Origin of the sequence: Halomonas sp. BN3-1, from assembly GCF_003056325.1 — a bacterium.
In the GTDB taxonomy this organism is placed as follows: domain Bacteria; phylum Pseudomonadota; class Gammaproteobacteria; order Pseudomonadales; family Halomonadaceae; genus Halomonas; species Halomonas litopenaei.
The window spans coordinates 131965-150987 of the sequence record NZ_PYVV01000012.1 but is presented as its reverse complement, the minus strand read 5'-3'; the positions used below and the strand labels follow the sequence as shown (position 1 = coordinate 150987).

The 19023-nt window shown below is 64.6% G+C and carries 12 protein-coding genes; 10 read left to right on the top strand and 2 right to left on the bottom strand.

The window, feature by feature from the left end; all coding sequences use genetic code 11:
* The first annotated feature begins 22 nt into the window (after window positions 1–22).
* Window positions 23–643 (top strand): 5-formyltetrahydrofolate cyclo-ligase, encoded by a 621-nt coding sequence (locus C9F12_RS16690; RefSeq protein WP_240184283.1) that lies wholly within the window; start codon window positions 23–25, stop codon window positions 641–643.
* Window positions 644–1030: 387 nt separating this feature from the next.
* On the opposite strand, the gene ilvA is transcribed toward C9F12_RS16690, so the two are convergent.
* Window positions 1031–2593: a threonine ammonia-lyase, biosynthetic gene (ilvA, locus tag C9F12_RS16685; protein WP_275886761.1), complete on the bottom strand. Its 1563-nt coding sequence runs from the start codon at window positions 2591–2593 to the stop codon at window positions 1031–1033.
* Between the two features lie 204 nt (window positions 2594–2797).
* Here ilvA and rpiA point away from each other — a divergent pair, with 204 nt between their 5' ends.
* The 9 genes from rpiA (at window position 2798) to pelG (ending at window position 17619) form a co-directional block, all read left to right on the top strand.
* Window positions 2798–3472 (top strand): ribose-5-phosphate isomerase RpiA, encoded by a 675-nt coding sequence (gene rpiA / locus C9F12_RS16680; RefSeq protein ID WP_045990979.1) that lies wholly within the window; start codon window positions 2798–2800, stop codon window positions 3470–3472.
* Between the two features lie 746 nt (window positions 3473–4218).
* Window positions 4219–5178, top strand: a complete 960-nt coding sequence (locus C9F12_RS16675; protein ID WP_108449605.1) for an NAD-dependent epimerase/dehydratase family protein — start codon at window positions 4219–4221, stop codon at window positions 5176–5178.
* Window positions 5175–7994 (top strand): endo alpha-1,4 polygalactosaminidase, encoded by a 2820-nt coding sequence (locus C9F12_RS16670; protein ID WP_108449604.1) that lies wholly within the window; start codon window positions 5175–5177, stop codon window positions 7992–7994. The genes C9F12_RS16675 and C9F12_RS16670 overlap by 4 nt, the downstream gene beginning before the upstream one ends.
* Window positions 7987–11646, top strand: coding sequence for a tetratricopeptide repeat protein (locus tag C9F12_RS16665; protein WP_162816510.1), 3660 nt, complete (start codon window positions 7987–7989; stop codon window positions 11644–11646). The genes C9F12_RS16670 and C9F12_RS16665 overlap by 8 nt, the downstream gene beginning before the upstream one ends.
* 26 nt (window positions 11647–11672) lie before the next feature.
* Complete coding sequence (locus C9F12_RS16660) at window positions 11673–12200, top strand: hypothetical protein (RefSeq protein ID WP_108449602.1); 528 nt, start codon at window positions 11673–11675, stop codon at window positions 12198–12200.
* Between the two features lie 7 nt (window positions 12201–12207).
* Window positions 12208–13620 (top strand): PelD GGDEF domain-containing protein, encoded by a 1413-nt coding sequence (locus C9F12_RS16655; RefSeq protein WP_108449601.1) that lies wholly within the window; start codon window positions 12208–12210, stop codon window positions 13618–13620.
* Window positions 13607–14617: a hypothetical protein gene (locus C9F12_RS16650; RefSeq protein WP_162816509.1), complete on the top strand. Its 1011-nt coding sequence runs from the start codon at window positions 13607–13609 to the stop codon at window positions 14615–14617. Before C9F12_RS16655 ends, C9F12_RS16650 begins: the two co-directional genes overlap by 14 nt.
* The gene (gene pelF, locus C9F12_RS16645) at window positions 14614–16191 is read left to right on the top strand and encodes a GT4 family glycosyltransferase PelF (RefSeq protein WP_108449599.1); all 1578 of its coding nucleotides are present in this window, start codon (window positions 14614–14616) and stop codon (window positions 16189–16191) included. Before C9F12_RS16650 ends, pelF begins: the two co-directional genes overlap by 4 nt.
* A 51-nt stretch (window positions 16192–16242) precedes the next feature.
* Window positions 16243–17619: an exopolysaccharide Pel transporter PelG gene (gene pelG, locus C9F12_RS16640; protein ID WP_108449598.1), complete on the top strand. Its 1377-nt coding sequence runs from the start codon at window positions 16243–16245 to the stop codon at window positions 17617–17619.
* 106 nt (window positions 17620–17725) lie between these two features.
* Here the strand turns inward: pelG and waaA are convergent, their stop codons facing one another.
* On the bottom strand, window positions 17726–19021 hold the full coding sequence (gene waaA / locus C9F12_RS16635; RefSeq protein ID WP_108449597.1) for a lipid IV(A) 3-deoxy-D-manno-octulosonic acid transferase: 1296 nt from the start codon (window positions 19019–19021) through the stop codon (window positions 17726–17728).
* Between the last annotated feature and the right edge of the window lie 2 nt (window positions 19022–19023).

Sequence of the window (19023 nt, the reverse complement as noted above, 5' to 3'; positions counted from 1 at the left end):
GCGCTCTTCCATTGACGCACAGATGACGCTCGGACACTTGTCACGTACCGAGCTGCGGCGCGAACTGCGACGCCGCCGCCGGGCCCTGAGCCCGCGCCAGCAGCAGGCCGCCAGCCAGTCACTATTGGCTCGCCTGCGTCGCCTTCCTGAACTGCTGAGTGCCCGTCGCGTGGCGCTCTACCTACCCAATGACGGGGAGATCGATCCTCGCCCCCTGCTCGACTGGCTACGCCAGCGGCGCGCCCAGGCCTATCTTCCGGTACTGCGCCCCCTGAGCGACAATCGCCTGTGGTTCGTCCGCTACGACGAGCACACCCCCATGGTCGCCAATCGCTTCGGCATCAGCGAACCCTGCAGCCGTCACGGCGCCCATCCGTCGCGTCGTCTGCCGTCCTGGGCGCTGGACGCCATCCTTCTACCGCTGGTGGGCTTCGACGACGCCGGCCAGCGCCTGGGCATGGGTGGAGGCTTCTACGATCGCACCCTGGCCTTCGCCCATCCCGACAGCGGGCAGGGCGGCCCCAGGCCACGCCTGATCGGCCTGGCCCATGACGTCCAGCGCGTCGAACGCCTGCCGGTGGCCTCCTGGGACGTGCCGCTGAACGCCATCGTCAGTGATCAAAGAGTGATCCGCCCTGCCTGAAACGCCTCCGGCCGCCCCTGAGGGCGGCCGGAGTTGGATCTATGCCGATGTCGTGACCATGGTGCCTGGTGCGTCAACCTCCCACCAGCGCCTGGGCGTAGCCGGTTGCCACGACTCCCAGGCCGAACACCAGCACCAGTGACATGATCAGATCGGGCTTGCGTTTCATTCCTGACTCCCTTCATACGGCCGCTTGCCGTATTGTCTTGATGTTGTGGTCAAAGCGACTGACTCAGACTATAGGGTGATCACCCATGTATGGCAATCATCACGCTTCCACGATGAAACCCGCCAGCCAGGCGTCATCATGCCCAGCAAGTAAGTCAGCGCTTGCGCGCGCAGGATACGCCGCTTTGCCTCGACTTCCAAGACGTCATCCCGCCATGGCTATGCCATGAACAGTTGGTAGGCGGGATTGTCACTTTCCTTCCAATAGCGATAGCCAATGGCGTCAAAATGTTCCTCGACGTGGGAACGATCCCCGTTGGGAATCTGCATGCCGACCAGCACCCGACCATAGGCAGCGCCGTGGTTACGGTAGTGAAACAGCGAGATATTCCAGTCCTGGGGCAGGTGGGTCAGGAAGTTCATCAGCGCGCCGGGGCGCTCGGGAAACTCGAAGCGATAGACTTCTTCGGTGAACTCGGTACGGGGCCGGCCGCCGCCCAGATGACGGATATGCAGCTTGGCCAGTTCGTTGTCGGTCAGATCCTCGACCGGGTAGCCCGCCTCGATCAGCTTGCCGATCAGCGCCTGGCGATCCTCGCCGCCCGGCTTGACCTGTATGCCGACGAAGATGTGGGCCTGGTCGACATCGGCGTAGCGATAGTTGAATTCGGTGACCATGCGCTTGCCGATGGTGCGGCAGAACTTCTTGAAGCTGCCTGGACGCTCGGGAATGGTCACCGCCAGGATCGCCTCGCGCTGTTCGCCGAGTTCGGTACGCTCGGCGATATGCTGGAGCCGATCGAAGTTGGTGTTGGCGCCGGAGTTGATGCATATCAGGGTCTGGCCCTCGGCCCCGGTCTCCTGGATGTACTTCTTGAGACCGGCCAGCGACAGCGCACCGGAGGTCTCGGACACCGCCCGGGTATCCTCGAAGATATCCTTCACCGCCGCACACATCTCGTCGGTGTTGACGGTGATCACCTGGTCCACCAGGTCCCGCATCAGGGAAAAGGGAATCTCGCCGATCTGCGCCACCGCCACGCCCTCGGCGAACACCCCGACCTGTTCAAGGATGACCCTTTCACCGGCCTCCAGTGCGGCCTTCAGGCAGGCGCTGTCCTCGGCTTCCACCCCGATCACCTTGATCTCCGGGCGCAGGTACTTGATGTAGGCCGCCATGCCGGCGATCAGGCCACCACCGCCCACCGGAATAAACACCGCATCGATGGGGCCGCTGTGCTGACGCAGGATCTCCATGGCCACGGTGCCCTGTCCGGCGACCACATCGATATCGTCAAACGGCGGGATATAGGTGTAGCCGTGGGCCTCGACCAGCTCCTGGGCGTGCTCTGCGGCGGCGGCGAAGGCGTCGCCCTTGAGGATGACCTTGGCGCCCCAGCCGCGTACCGCAGCCACCTTGATCTCCGGGGTGATGCGAGGCATCACGATCACCGCCTTGACGCCCATCTGCTTGGCCGCCAGCGCCAGGCCCTGGGCATGGTTCCCGGCGGAGGCGGCGATCACACCCTTGGCTTTCTGCTCATCGGTCAGGTGGGCCATGCGATTGTAGGCACCGCGCACCTTGAAGGAGTGCACCGGCTGAAGGTCTTCACGCTTGATCAGAATCTGATTGTTGAACCGTCGCGACAGCATGGGCGCAGGTGAGATCGGCGTTTCTCGGGCGGCTTCGTAGACCCGGGCCTGGAGAATCTTCTTGACGGTAGCTTCGAGCATTCTGGTATCCAGCGTGAGGGAGGCGGGCAAAACCCCTATTGTTAGCATCGCCTCACGCCCAACGTCCAGCGCCAGCCACCCCAGGCAGACATTGCTTGCCTCAGTGCCGAGCTGCCGCGACCGCGATGAAGGCGGAAACGGGCGGAGCCCAGGCACCACAGTGACACGCCAGACAGCGTTTCTTCCGTCTTTCGCGATGCCCTATAATGGCCGCAGCTTTTCTCTTCTCACGCTCCCCATCGCAGGTATTCCATGACCCAGGACGAACTCAAGGACGCCGTCGCTGCCGCCGCCATCGACGAGGTCCGCCCGATGCTCGGCCGTGACATCGTGATCGGTGTCGGTACCGGCTCCACCGCCAACTGCTTCATCGACCGCCTGGCAGAGCTGCGCGGGGACTTCCGCGGAGCGGTGGCCAGCAGCGAGGCCAGCGCCCAACGATTGAAGGGGCACGGCATCGACGTCTACGAGCTCAATGAAGTCGGCACCATGCCGGTCTACGTCGACGGCGCCGACGAAGTGAACGCTCACCTACAGATGATCAAGGGTGGCGGTGCCGCGCTGACCCGGGAGAAGATCGTGGCGGCCTGCTGCAAGACCTTCATCTGCATCGCCGACGCCTCCAAGCGGGTCGAGCGCCTGGGCGACTTCCCGCTGCCCATCGAGGTGATTCCCATGGCCCGCTCCTACGTCGCCCGGGAACTGGTCAAGCTTGGCGCCGATCCGGTCTACCGCGAGGGCGTGGTCACCGACAACGGTAATCAGATCATCGACTGCTACGGCCTCGACATCGATGACCCCGTCGCCCTGGAGACCCGCATCAACGCGATCGTCGGAGTGGTGACCAACGGCCTGTTCGCCGCTCGTCCGGCGGACATCCTGCTGATCGGCGGCGCCGACGGCATCAGCCGGCATCTTCCTGCCTGAGCCTTGCTGGCTTCCCCGCCCGTCCACGTCATCTCACTTGTGCACGTGGGCGGGCTGTCAGCCCCGGCCTCCCGGGTCGAGCCTTGCTTCTTGCTTCTTATTGTCTGTCCCCTCTTTAATTGTCAGGTCCCGGATGATTAATCCCCTAATGAAGCCTGGGTCGACGTCTTCGCTTCCAGGGGCCCGCGTCGCATTTTTCAGAAATGACCGGCTTGTAGCGAACATTCTTTGCACGCCCGCCAAACAGCACCCTTCGCGTCTCGCCTTCACTTCTTGTACGCCCGTCCTGACGACATGCCTTGACGTGAATTTTGAGCAAAGAAGGTAAAAGGGTCATTTCGACTACGTGAAAAACGCGTGAAACACCTCTTGCGTAAAAATCCTATCCAGCAACTATCTACAAAGTAGCACAGAACAAAAACACAAAATCTACCTAAAAAACATCATGCTTAATAAATAGAAAACACAGTAAAAACAACAGGAAAAGAATACGACGACTGACTTTAGCTTTAATTTTCTCACAGAACATTAAATGCTTTTTTGCTTAGTTGGTCATCATGTACCTTCGGGCATTGTGTCGCTTTCACGGCGACAAATATGGTGCTTCACATGGGTCCGGGAAATTTGACGAAGCGTATCGAGCCTGACAGTGACCGCTTCGTTAACGGCATAAGACAAGCAACATTCTACTTCGTCCAGACCGTCCCCGAACGCCACCTTCGAAGACCATCTGGGGGAACCAGGCAATGTCAGCGACCATCCTTGTCACCGGTGGAGCAGGTTTTATTGGCTCCCACAGCGTCGACCAGTTGCTATCGGAAGGACACCATGTGCGTGTCCTGGACAACTTTTCCAGTGGCAAGCGGCACAATCTGCCGGAGCATCCCCGCCTCGAGATAGTAGCCGGTGATGTACGCAACCGGGCCGATGTGGAGCGTGCCATGGATGGCGTCGAGCGCTGTCTGCACCTCGCCGCTCAGGTGTCAGTGGCACGGTCCGTCAGCCACCCCGACGAGTCGGCTCAGCACAATGTCATGGGGACGCTACAAGTGCTCCACGCTGCCTGCCTGCATGGGCTGTCACGGGTGGTCTACGCCTCGTCTGCGGCGGTCTATGGCACCCCCGAATCCCTGCCGCTGAACGAGGGAGCAAGACTCCGTCCGCTGTCCCCTTACGGCCTCGAAAAGTGGATCAACGAGCGCTACGCCAGCCTCCAACACCAGCTCCACGGGCTCTCATCGTTAGGTTTTCGCTACTTCAACGTCTATGGTCCGCGCCAGGATCCCCAGTCTCCTTACGCCGGTGTCATCGCGCTGTTCGTCGATGCCCTGCGTCACAACCACGCCCCCACGATCTTTGGCGATGGCGGCCAGACCCGCGATTTCGTCTTCGTGGCTGACGTCGCGCGAATGAATGCCCGCGCGCTGTTCAGCGATCACCAGGGGGTCTGCAACCTTGCCACAGGCAAGGCCTCGTCACTTATGGATCTGATTGCGGCTCTGAACACACTGCTGGAAAGCCAGCAGGTTCCCCGCTTTGCCCCCCCTCGCAGCGAGGATATTCGCCATTCCCTGGGCGCCACCGCTCGTCTGCATAAATGGTTCGGCCTTACGGAGCCGCGCTCGCTGGAAGACGGCCTGAAGGCCTTGATCGAGCACGACGCACGCTTGACTGCACAGGGGCCTCAGGAGGGCCAGATGGCATGAGCGGTACCCGAACTTCGGCTGGATTCCGCCATGCCTGTACCTGGGTGGCGGCTCTGGTCACGTCATTGCTGGGGCTGGCCGCCCAGGCAGACACCCAGCCCAGCGTCGCCTTCTACTACGAAGCCAGTCCACCCGTGGAACTGCTCGACCAGTTCGATTGGGTGGTGGTGGACGCCGACGCTGTCACCGAACGCGAACACAGAGGTCTGTCGGCACGTGGTGCCGAGGTCTTCGCCTACCTGAGTGTGGGCGAGTGGGACGCCGGCTGGCCCACAGGCACCCAGGCCCCCCAGGCGGCGCTGGTCGGGAAGAACCCCGACTGGGACACCCGTATCGCCGACCTGAGCAACGAGGGCTGGCGTAACCATCTCCTGGACCAGCGTGTCGAGGTGCTGATCGATGCCGGCTACGATGGTCTTTTCCTGGATACCCTGGACAGCTACCGGCGGTTTGCGCCGGATGGCCCAGCCGCCCAGACTCAGCAACTGGCACTGGTATCACTGATCGACGAGATCCATCGACGTCATCCGCACCTCAAGCTGCTGCTCAACCGGGGCTTCGAGGTGCTCGACCAGGTCCATGACAAGATCGCCGGTGTCGCCGCCGAGTCCCTGTTCCGCGAGTGGATACCTGCCACCGGCGTCTACGGTGGCGTCACTCCCTCCCGTCAGCAGTGGCTTCAGCAGCAGTTTGAGCGTGTTCGTGGTTATGGTCTTCCGGCGATTGCCATCGACTATGTCCCCGCTGAGGACCGAGCACTGGCGCGTCAGACCGCTCGGCGCATCCTCGATGCCGGCGTGATTCCGTGGGTCACGACGCCCGGTCTCGACCAGATCGGCGTCGGCCTGATCGAGCCGATCCCCAGAAGGATCCTGATCTTCTATGACGCCGATACTGCCGAAAATGGCGACATCAGCAACCTGGACGCCTTTCGTTACCTGACGCCCATCCTCGACTACCTCGGCTACTCGGCAGAGTATCGAGACATCGGCACCCCTCCTCCCCCCGGTACCATGCATGGTCGCTACGCCGCCATCCTGAGCTGGTTTCCCTCCCCGCCAGAGCGCGACACGACCGTCTTTTCCTCCTGGCTGTCCTCCCAGGTCTCGTCGGGCGCTCGGCTGATCCTGATGGGCGATCAAGGGATCGACTTCTCTCAGGGACTGGGGCAGCAACTCGGCATCATCAACGTCGAAAGGATCGATGCCACCAGTCTGACGATTCACCACCACGATACGCTGGTCGGCTTCGAGGGCATGCCGGAAGGGCCGGGCATCTATCCCGCCGGCTATCGTCTGCTGACCGATACCAACACCGCCCACCTGATCCTGGCCGACCGCAACGGTATCGAACTGTCACCGGTGGTCACAGGGCCCTGGGGCGGGGTGGCGCTGAGCCCCTGGCTGTTTCAGGAGGCGAGCGACAGCCAGCAACGCTGGATCCTCGATCCCTTTGCCTTCATTGCCAAGAGCCTCGGCATGGAGGATTTCCCGATCCCCGATGCCACCACGGAGAACGGCTCACGCCTGTGGCTTACCCATATCGACGGTGATGCCTTTATCAGCCGCGGTGAATGGCCAGGGGCCCCCTTCACCGGCGAAGTGATGCTCGACCGGATCCTCAAGCGCTACCAAGTGCCCACCACGGTTTCCATCATCGAGGGAGAATTCGGCGAAGGCGGCACCCATCCGGAACTGAGAACGCAACTGGAGCCCCTGGCGCGGGAAATCTTTGCCCTGCCCTGGGTCGAGATCGCCAGCCATACCTACAGCCACCCCTTCGACTGGCTCGATCTCAAGGAAGGCGAACTTGCCGGCCAAGGCCGAACGCCGGCGGGCTTTCCCTTCAATATGCCACTGGACGGCTATCACTTCTCGCTGGAGCGTGAAGTCGCAGGCTCCACCGCCTATATCAATCGTGATCTCGCCCCCCCGGGCAAGAAGGTCACGACGATCCTGTGGAGTGGCGACGCCGTGCCGCCCGAGAAGGCCCTGGCGATCAGCGAACGCCTGGGACTGGCCAACCTCAACGGCGGCAACACCCATATCACTCGCGACAACCCCTCTCTGACCCAGGTATCGCCGATGCTCAGACCCATCGGACGCTACCTGCAGGTGCTTGCGCCCGAGATCAACGAAAACGTCTACACCGATCACATGACCACGCCCAAGTGGGGGTACCGGCGGGTACTCGAGACCTTCGAACTGACCGACCTGCCGCGGCGGCTGAAACCCATCAATATCTACTACCACTTCTACAGCGCGGCGTACCCCGCTTCGCTGCGCGCCCTGGAAGAGGTCTACGACGCCGTACAGGAGCAGGACACCCTGCCGCTCTACGCCAGCACCTACAGCGACATCGCCACCCACTGGTACGACCTGGGCGTCGCCCGCCGACTGGACGGCGCCTGGCAGATTACCGGCGGCTCGAGCCTGCGCACCCTGCGCTTGCCCGCGTCCCTTGGCTGGCCTGACCTGGGGCGCTCCACCGGGGTCGTCAGCGTCACCGACATCGAGCAGGGGCGCTACCTGTCGCTGGACGGGCAACAGCGCCAGATCCTGTGGCTTGGTCAAGCATCCCCCCGACTGCCCCGCCTGCGTCGTGCCAATGGGCGAACGACGGCCTGGCACAGGGCCACGGATGGCGGCTTCTCGCTGACCCTGGAAGCCGAACAGGTCGCCCTTGAAGCCGAGCTGACCGGGCTCGGTCAGTGTCACGTGAAGGCGCCCGGTGCTCGCCAGCGTCGCCATGGCGACAGCCTCGTGCTCGATTACTCGGCCCCCGGGCCCGCCACCATCGAGGTGTCCTGTGGATAAGTCGCGCGAGGCGCTGCTGCCGCCCTGGGCGTTCAGGTTACTGGTGCTTGGGCTGGTGCTGGTGCTGATCGGTTTCCAGCCAGCACGACACCTGCTGTCCCAGGCCAGCATGAATGCCGAAAACGATCGCCACGCTGCCTTGTTGCTGGCCAAGGCACGCCTGGATGCGGACCCTCAGCGTCGGGACCTTCGCCTGGCTCTGGCCCGGCTTCAGCTCGAGGCGCAGCAACCCGGCGCCGCCGGCGAGACCCTGGCCCCCCTCGAGGGCGATACCGATCCCGAGGTCCAGTGGTGGTTGCTGGAACAGCGTTGGCAGGCCATCAATGCCCTGGAACCGGGCGACCCCCATGACGCGAACTTGCGCCGTCAGCTGGTCGACCGCTTCTACGACATCCATGCCTGGGCCGGCATCGATGGGCCGGGCGAGACCGATCCGCGCCTGTCGATCGAACGGTTGACGCTGATGGCGCATCGCTGGCTGTCCCTCGAACACCCCTGGGAAGCCGCAGAATGCTTCGAGGCACTGGCCCAGCGCGATCAGGATCGACGCTTTCACTGGCTCAGGGAAGCCGGACGCAGCTGGATGCAGGCGGGTTCACCGATACGCGCCTCATCCGCCTGGCACCGGGCCTGGCTGGCGCGAGATATGCGTGCCTCTGTGCTTGGCTGGCTCGACCTTGTCATCCCGCCGGCCCAGGCCGCGGACCAGATCGAAAGCCCTGACCGGCAAGTCGCCAGGCAATCCCTGGAGGCGGCATTCCAGAGCGACAGTCAGCAGGGCATGAACTACGCACGCCAGTATCTGGACGTCTATCCCAACGACGCGGAACTGCTTGACCTGGCCATTCGCCTGGCGCTGGCCGTCAATGACGTGGACCAGGCACTCGCCTGGGCCACCCGATTGCAGGCGCTGGATAAAGACGATCCCGAGCGCCTCGAACGACTGGCGGCGGTTGCCCTGGCGGCAGGCAAGCCAGAACTGGCGGTAGCGCCGCTACAGCGACTGAACGCCGCCGATCCGGCCGCCTACGCCCATCAGTTGGCCAATGCCCAGCGCTGGTCAGGCGATACGCCCGGTGCTGTGGCAACCCTGGAAGCCCTGGCGACGTCACATCCGGATGCAGCGGCAGATCGCCAGCTGGTGGCCATGGCCCTGGCCGGCTACGACCGTGTTCGGGCCCGCGCCGCCCTCGAGCGCCTGAACGCAAGGGACGAGCTGACCGCCGTGGAGCGAGGCCAGCTCGTCGATGTGCTCAACGATCTCGGCGACCCCGACGCGGCCATTGCCCACCTGCGCCGCTGGGACCGCCAGGAACGCCTCTCTCTTCTGCTCAAGGTACGCCTGGCCACCCTGCTGGAGCAGACCGGAGCACTGGCCGACGCCGAGGCCCAGTGGGCGGCGCTGCGTCAGGCCTCCTCCTTCGATCACGATGAGGCGGCACGCCAGCAAGGCCGACTGCTGCGGCGCCAGTGGCAACTGTCCGACGCCCTCGCGGTGCTGCCTGCCGATAGCCCCAGCACCTGGCAGCAACGCGCCGAACTGGGTTGGTCAGCAGGCCACGCCAAGGAAGTGATCGAGTCCTACCAGCAACTGGCCACCCGGCAACCGCTGAGCCGTCAGGAAAGCCTGCGTCTGCTCCACGCTGCCGTCATCGACGGCGACGCCGTGCTGGTGGAAACCCTGGCCATACAGCGCTGGCAGCGTTTCAAGGATACCGACGCCATCCTGGCGGGCTTTCATACCGCACAAGAACAGCGACGCCCCGACATCGCGCGCCGCTTGCTGACGCTCGCTCGCCAGGACCCCGAGCCTTTCGCCGACTCCCCCGCCTATTGGGGCCTGGTCGCCGACAGCGAATTGAAAAACCTCAATCCCCGGGATGCATTGACGGCGATTCGCAAAGGGCTGCGCCTGGCCCCGGCCGATCCCAGTCTGAGGGCCGGCGAAATCTATGCCCTGACCATGCTCCAGCACCGAGAACTGCCACAGCGTCTGGCCGAGGCGGCCCCCCTGGCATCGACCAGCCAGCAACTGACTCTTGCAGTGGCCGGCGGCTACCAGTCCATCGGCGACACCCGCCGAGCACGGCTGTGGTATCGCCGCAGCGCTGAAGGCCCGGCTCCCGGGGCCGAGGTATTGATGGAAATCGCCGATACCTTCGACCAGTCCGGACATCCTGGGGTCGCGCTTGGACTACGCAGGCGAGCGGTGACCTTGCTGGCGCCTCGTCTTGCCAGCCAGCTGGAACCGGCGCACCGCCTGGACACCGCGATCCTGGGTCGACAGCTGGAAGGGCTGATCTGGTCGGCACCGCAGATCGGTACCGAGCCCGCCGCTGACTGGTATCAGGCGCTGGCGACTCATCTGCCCTTGCTGGATACAGACGCCACCACCAATGGCGTCCGCACTCTTGATCTGCTGGCGCTGCTGGGGTGGCAGGCGCGCTACCGCTATCTGTGGCTGCAGCGGCACCACCTGGGCCTGCCGACTCCCAGCTATCATCGTCTGAACGTCGCCATCGCCCAACTGGACCATGCCACCATTGGCCAGATGCTGGACGACCCCGACCTGCCCCTGGCACCCAGTGATCGACTGGCCGGCGCCATGGCCCTGGAGCGGCGTGGGGATGCCATGCAGCACGCCCTGCTCTCGCATCATCGCGGCGCCGATCGGCGCGGGGAAATCGTCGGTCTGGCGAGCAAGGTGCCGCAACGCGCCGGTATCGGCCATCGCTACCAGGAAATCGGCGAACTGGGCCTGGAGCACACCCAGGCTGCCTTCGAGCTCACCGGTGAACGCTGGGGCGCAGAGCTCGCCATCGGCCGGATTTCCCTGGACGAGGATGATGTCTCGCTCCCCCTGTCCGGCCACGACCTGGACGAGGAGCGGCTGGTGTCCGTGAGCGCGACCCATCGCGGAATTCGCTCCAGCACCCGACTCTCCGTGGGTAGCCGTGACAGCGACGCCGAAAACCATCTAGAGGCCCAGCTCAGCCATCGCTACAACCTCTCCAGCCACCTCAGCACACGCTTCAAGGCCGATTGGCAACAGCCATCCACGGCCAACGACAGGCTTCGCCTGCTGGCCACCGAAGACCGGCTGGGCATCGGCCTGGACTGGACACCAACGCGGCGTGACAGACTCAGCCTGGATGCTCGCCATACCCGCTATCACGAGCGTTTCGATGAAAGTGGACTGGGTAGTGGCCGCTACTTCGAGTCCAGCTGGGAACACGCGCTGCTCCAGGGAGAGACTCGGCGCCTCGGCCTGCGTCTCTTCGCCACCCACGAGAGCCAGGACCCCGATGGTCGCCTGCCAGGTGTGCTTGCCGACCGCCTTGCTGCAGGCGTCGATTCCGACGCCCTGTTCAACGATGACGCCAGTGTGCTCGGGCTCGGTCTCAGCCTGTCTCGTGGCGCCCCTGGCGCTCCCTACCCCCAGGTAGCCTCCCCGCGCTGGCAACTGGACCTGTCCGGCGGCCATCGCTGGCCCGGCGGCGAGCTGGCGGGCAGTGCCTCGCTGATGGTCGGTACACGGGTGTTCGGAAGTGACGCACTGTCCCTGGAGGCCGGGTTCGACCACGGGACCGGTGCCGATGAAAGCACCCGGCTGAATGCCTCCCTGAACTACCAGTACTTTTTCGGGCCTTGAGCGCCCAGTTTACCAAGGAGTTTTCCATGACGATGCGTTCCTGGCTGTTCCCTCTCGTGCTCACGCTGACCTTGTCCGCCTGCGCTTCCACCACCCACGTACAGACGACGACGCCTCTGAATGCCAGCGCCGGCTGGGCACTGGCACCGCTGTCCAACCACTCGGAGACGCCCCTGGCCGGCGAGCGGGCCCAGGGCACCCTGCTGACCCTGCTGCACCGCCACGGCGTCATGCCTCTACGAGAAGTGCCTCACAGCGGCCCGGTCAATCCCCTGGCGCTGGACAATGGCGCCGACCGCCAGGCAGCGCTCGGCTGGGCCCAGCAGCAGGAGCTGGCCTATGTGGTCACCGGTGCCATCGACGAATGGCACTACAAGACAGGGCTGGACGGCGAACCCGCCGTGGGCATCAGCCTCCAGGTGCGCGACGCCAATACGGGGGAGCTTCTATGGAGTGCCAGTGGCAGCCGCGGTGGCTGGGGGTTCACCACCTTGAGCGGCATTTCCAGCGACCTGCTGGCCGAGCTGGTCGACGCCCTGCCCCTGGCCAGGTGAGCGACTCATGAGCACGCCTTTGATCGACCACGAACCACTGACACCCATCGACGGCACTCCGGTGAGCGGCCTCGATGACCTTTATGTCAGACCGCCGGGCCACCTTCGGCGCATGATCGAGACGCTGTTGATGACGGTGATCTTCGCCGCCCTGGGGCAGCTGCTGATGATGAAGGCAACGCCGATGCTGTCGCCAGGAGTGCCCTGGTGGCTGCTGGTAGCGCCTCTGTTGTGTGGGCTGCGCTACGGCAGCGGCTACGGCACTCTGGCTGCCGTCGTCGGCAGCGCAACGGCCTTCTGGGGGCCGACACTGCTGTCCACCCAGCCACCAGGCGCCCTGGCATTCGCGGGGGCACCGCCACTGGTCACCGCCTTCGGGCTGGCGCTGGTCGGGCTGGTCAGTGGCGAGATGTGCTCGCGCCTGCGCCGCCGTCTCGATCAAATGCACACCCTGTGTCGGCTACAGCTCCATCGTCACAAGGCGTTTCTGCGTCACTACCACGTGCTGCGCGTCTCCCATGACCAGTTGACCGAGCGGCTGGCTGCGGCCCCCTTCACGCTACGTGACACCCTGATTCAACTGGAACGCGACTTCGCCGAAGGCTCTGGCACACCATCTGCGGCTGCCGAGGATCAAGGGCTGCAGCAGATCGCCAGCGAGCTTGTGACCTTTATCGCCCTGCATAGTCGGGTGCAGCGCGCTGCGCTGATTCAAGTGGCCGACGGCAAGCCGTCGTCGACACCTCTGGCCTGGCTGGGCAGTCCCGGGGAGCTGGACCTGGAGCATCCGATGATCCAGGCGTGTCTCGAGCGTGGTCAGCTCGTTTCCCTGCGTGATGTCGTCACCGCTTCCTTGGATGCGCCGGTGGCGGTGATCCCGCTGATCGACCTGGATGATCGTATTCATGCCCTGTTGCTGGTCCTGGACCTGCCTTTCATCGATATGGATGAAGGCCAGATGCAGCTACTGGCGATCATCGGTGCAAGCCTCGGCGAGATGATCGCTCGCCGCTGCCTGCCCGCCCCCAGCCTGGCCCGCAGCCTGGAACAGTGGATCAGGCACGCCCGTCATCAGCGTCTGCCCTCATTGATTGTCGCACTCGACCTGCCCCCCACGCTGGCCCCACGCCTGCCCGAGATCGTGCAGCACTTCGATGGCCGTCGCCGTAGCATCGACGAGGCCTGGCCGCTGGCTCTGCCCGACGGGCACCATCGACTGCTGATCCTGATGCCTTTGGCGGGTCCAGAGGCTGGACGCGCACTGCAACAACGACTGTCAGCCGTGCTCAAGGCGTATCTCGATGACGCCACGATGGTGGACCCGTTGAACTGGAAGAGCTGGTCCATCGATGGCTCCCGCTCCAGCAGCGACCTGCTCGACGCGCTGTGGCCACGAGGTACCCCGCATGCCGTGGCCTAGACCGTTGCCGACCATGGCCACCCTGATTGGTCTGAGCGCCCAGGCATTGGCGCTGTCCCTCTGGCTGGCTCCGGGAAGTGTCGCGGCGACCCTGCCCGAAGGACTGATCGGATCGCCCATCGCGCAGGGGCTCCTGTTGCACTGCGGCGGCGCCCTGGCATTGTCTTTCGGCCTTCGCCGCCTGGGCCAACCCAGTGACTGGCGCTATTTCACCACAACCACAGCCGCACTACCGGTGGTGGGAGGGCTCGGCCTGCTGCTGACGGCGGTTATCGTACTGCTGCCTCGGCAGGACGACCGTCAGCCAGCGTGGCGCCGGCACCCCATGCCACCACTGCCCGACAGCCCGGTAACACCACCGGACGAAAGCGGCCAGGCGCTGCGAGAAGGACTCGCCAGCGTACTGGCGCAGAGCCGGGACAGCCACCTGCGCCAGGAGGCCCTGCTACAGAGCCAGCACCTGCCCATGCGCACCGCCATCTCGCTGATGCGGCGAGGTCTGGCCGACGATGCCGACGATATTCGACTGCTCGGCTACTCGATGCTCAACCGCCTCGAAAGCCAGCTCGAACAGCGGATTGCGCACCTGCACCAGGTCATCGACAAGGACGGGGACACTACGGGCCGAGCCCATGAGGCGCTGGCCTGCCTGTACGCCGAGTACGCCTATCTGGAGCTCGCCCAGGGGAGCGCCTGCGAACTGATGCTCAAGCAGGCACTGGACAGCCTCGACCATGCCATCGACCGCGCCCCCAGCCCCGAACGGTGGCGCCAACGCGCCAGGCTGGGACTGCTCCAGAGACGTCCGCAGCAGGCGCGCATCGACCTCGGCAAGGCCGCCAAACAGGGCATGCCCACCCTGTCCATGACCACGTTGTCGGCAGAGCTTGCCTATCTGGAACGCAACACTGTCGGCTTGCGTGAAGCGCTGACAACACTCGACGACCATCGTCATGTTCCGCCGCGCCTGCAATCACTTCGGGAGTTCTGGCAATGACCTTCCCTCGACTTTCCGCTACCGACGATCCCGCCGACGTGGTGTTGCTGCTCGAAGGGACCTATCCCATGGTACGGGGTGGCGTGGCGGGCTGGCTCGACCAGTTGATCCGTGGCCTGCCACGGTATCGCTTTGCCGTGGTGTTTCTCGGCAGCCGCCCCGAGGACTACGACGGTCTGAAGTATGAGCTGGCCGAAAATGTGGTGCATCTCGAGTGCCACTATCTGATGGGCTCGACGCCCACACGATCGGGCCGCCGCCCCGGCGGCTGCCCGAGAGCCTTCGAACGCTCCCGTGCGCTGCACGACCGACTCGGCCAACGCGGCCTGGATATCGACGAGGCCCTGGCAGAGGTCGCCGCCCTGGTGGGACAAGGGTCGGGACTGAGCCGCAACGACTTCGAGGAAAGTCAGCTGGCCTGGGACGAGATCGTCGAACGCTACACCTCCTGCTACGACGAGACGTCCTTCCTCGACTACTTCTGGTCGGTACGCAACATGCACTCCCCCTTGTTCATGCTGGCCGACCTGGCCAACCGCCTCCCCCGCGGTCGCTGCCTGCACGCCATCTCTACCGGCTATGCGGGTTTTCTCGGCGCCCTGGCACGCCACCAGACGGGCACACCATTGATGGTTACCGAGCACGGCATCTACACCAAGGAACGCCACATCGACCTGCTGGAGGCAGACTGGATTCATGCCCCGGCAGATCCGTTGAGCCATGGTCTCAAGGCCGAGAGTGGTTACCTGAGACGCCTGTGGATCCGCTTCTTCCACAGCCTGGGGCGCATGACCTATCAGGCCGCCAGCGATATCACCACCCTGTACGACGGCAATCGTCGCCGGCAGCTCAACGACGGTGCACCGGCAACCCGCTCCCGAGTGATCCCCAACGGCATTCGCATCGAGCGCTTTCGCCCGCTGCGAGAGGCCACCCAGGCCAATACCCGACCGGTGATGGTGCTGCTCGGGCGGGTGACACCGATCAAGGACATCAAGACCTTCCTGCGGGCCACCCGCCAGCTCCAGCTCCAATTGCCGGAGCTGGAGGCCTGGGTGGTGGGTCCGGACGATGAGGACCCGCTGTACGCCCAGGAATGCCGCGACCTTGCCGAACAGCTCAAGCTCGGCGAAAACCTGCGGTTTCTCGGTTTCCAGAAGACCGAAGACATCCTCGCCCAGGCACGCCTGGTGGTGCTGACCTCAATCAGCGAAGCGCAGCCGCTGGTGGTACTGGAGGCCCTCGCCGCCGGAGTCCCCGTGGTGACTACCGACGTCGGCGCCTGTCGCGAAATGGTGCTGGGAGATGGATCCCCCGAACAGGCCGCAGGCCAGGTGGTACCGATCGCCAACCCACAGGCCACCGCGGCAGCGGCGGCTGCGCTGCTGAAGGATCCGGCTGCCTGGCAGGCGGCGCGGGAGGTGGGTATCGAAAGGGTCGAACAGCACTACACGGAAAAACTGATGCTCGAGCGCTACGCCGAGCGCTACCAGGTGGCCATGCAGGATGCCATGGCCGACAGCGAGGAGCCGGCCTGCGCAACAGCGCTACATGGGCAAAACATTGACGCTTGAGCGCTACCGGGTGGCCAGGACAGCGGCACGACTTTCAATTGAGGGGTAATCATGGCGGGTATCGGTTTCGAATTGCGGCGGCTGCTCAGGCAGGACAGCTATCTTGGTCTGTTGCGCGCCTACGGCTACGCCGCCCTGATCGGCTCAGGCCCCTGGGTGATATCGATTCTGGCGGTGATGACGCTGGGCATCCTGGCGGCCGCGGGCCAGGGCGACTCCCCGGTGTATATCACCGATTTTCTGGTCTCGGTGACCTGGCTGGTGGCCGGCTCGCTGATCTTTACCGGGCCACTGCAACTGACCTTCACTCGCTTTACCGCAGACCGGCTATACGAAGGCCGTGACGACGAGGTGCTGCCCAGCCTCAAGGCGGTGCTGACCCTGACCACCGTCGCCTCGCTGCTGGCTGCGATCACCATCGCCTCGACCCTGGCCGATGCCAGCCCGCTGGCCTATCGCGTACTGATGGTCATGGGCTTCGTGCTGCTGTGCAACCTATGGTGCGTGGCCGTCTTCGTCGCCGGGGTCAAGCACTACCGGCAGGTGCTGGCGGCCTTCGCCCTCGGCTATGCGACCACGCTCGGCCTCGGCCTATGCTGGCAAGGCCTTGGCATCACCGGTCTGCTCGGTGCCTTCGTCATCGGACAGGCATTGCTGCTGTTCGTGCTGCTGGCCATGGTAACCCGCCACTACCCCAGCCAGCGGCCCTGGTCGCTGACCTTGCTGATCCACGGTCAGTGGCAACCAAAGCTGGTGGCGATCGGGCTGTTCTACAACCTGGGCGTATGGATCGACAAGCTGACGTTCTGGTTCCACCCCGCCACCTCGGTGCCGATGATCCCCCCCCTGCGCGCGGCCCCGCTGTATGACCTGCCGCTGTTCCTGGCCTATCTGTCCATCGTGCCCGGCATGGCGATCTTCCTGATGCGCATCGAGACAGACTTCGCGCTGAACAGCCAGCACTACGACCAGGCCATTCGCAGCGGCCGCTCGCTGGAAGAAATAGAGTCCTGGCGCCGGGCCATGGTGATCAGCGTGCGACGCGGCATCTATGACATCATCAAGGTGCAGGGCGTCACCGTGGCGGCACTGCTGCTGGCGGGTCCGCACCTGCTCGAGGCGCTCGGTTTCTCGGACTGGAACCTGCCCATCTTCAACCTGCTGCTGGTCGCGGTCGCCATTCAGGTGCTGTTCCTGGCGATTCTCAACGTGCTGTTCTATCTCGACCGGCTGACACCGGCTCTGTGGCTATGCGTCGCCTTCTGCGCCAGCAATCTGGGCTTTACCCTGATCACCCAGCACCTGGGGCCCGACTACTACGGCTACGGCTACGCCCTGTCCCTGCTGCTGGTCGCCGTCATCGGCCTGTTGCGCCTGGACCGGGAATTCCAGTGTCTGACCTTCCATACCTTTATGCGTCGGCGCTGAAACCGGGTATCCGGTCAGTCGACAAACACTGAAAAAGTGAGTGCTCGCAAACACTCGAGAGCCCACGGAAACGGCCAGAAAGGAAGGGAGGAAGGCGGGGGCCAGGTCAACCGCGAGTGGACGCCAGCAGCCGGTCCAGGCCAGCGAGGGTGGCCTCCAGCGCACCCCGGTGGGTGTCGATGACACCTTGCCCGGCTTCGCTCAGCCGCTTGCGCTGTTCTGCATCCTCGAGCAGCGCGGCGACACGCTCGACCAGCTCGTCGGCGTCGGCGATCTCGACCAGGGCGCCGGCGTCTCTCAGCAGCTGGGCCACGTCCTCGAAATTGTCGAGATGCGGGCCGGTCACCACCGGCACACCCATCAGCGCGGGTTCGAGCAGATTGTGGCCGCCGATGGGCACCAGACTGCCGCCGACGAAGGCCAGGTCCGCGGTGCCGTAGAGCGCCTGCAGCTCACCCATGCTGTCGCCAAGATAGATCTCTGCTTTGGTGCTGGGGACGCGTCCCCGGGAGCGCCTGACGGTCTCGAAGCCGGCCTCCTGGCACAGCCTGGCGACCTCCTCGAAGCGCTGCGGATGGCGCGGCACCAGCACCAGCAGGATATCGGGAAAACGTGCCTGTAGGCGTCGCTGGACCCCGAGCAGCAGCTCATCCTCACCGGGATGGGTGGACCCGGCGACCCAGATCGGGCGATGCCCGATGGCTGCGTGCAAGCGCTCACTCACCTTCAGAGATGCATCATCAAGGGCCATGTCGAACTTCATCGATCCGACGACCTGGATGTGGTCGGACGCCATGCCCAGTTCGACGAAACGCTCGGCATCCTCACCGGACTTGGCCGCCAGCCAGTCGACACAGCCCAGCGACTCGGCCATCAGCGGTCGCAGGCGCCGATAGCCACGAAAGGCACGGGGTGACAGGCGACCATTGACCACCGCCACCGGGATACCCCGCCTGGCGCAGGCTCTCAGCAGGTTCGGCCACAGCTCGGTCTCGAAGAAGATCGCCTGGCGAGGGGCCAGACGCTGGACAAAGCGACGCGCGGCGCCGGGAAAGTCGAGCGCCACGAAGACATGGCTCAGGGGAGCGGCCGCCTCCGCCTCGGGAACGTCGTCCACCAGCGAGAGCACTCGTTCGGCACCGGTGGCGGTCATGGTGCTGACCACCAGTCGGTGATCGGGATGGCGCAGGCGCAGGGCGCGTATCAGCGGGCGTGCCGCCACCACCTCGCCCACCGAGGCGCAGTGCAGCCATAGCCGCGGACGCTCGTCGGCGAAGGGCCGCAGACAGCCCATCCGCTCGCCACGAGCGCGATCCGGCAGCTGTTCGCGCCAGACCCGTCGCCAGATCAGCGGCGACAGCAGCCCGATGGCGCCTGAGTAGGCGAGCCGCGGCCAGCTCACCC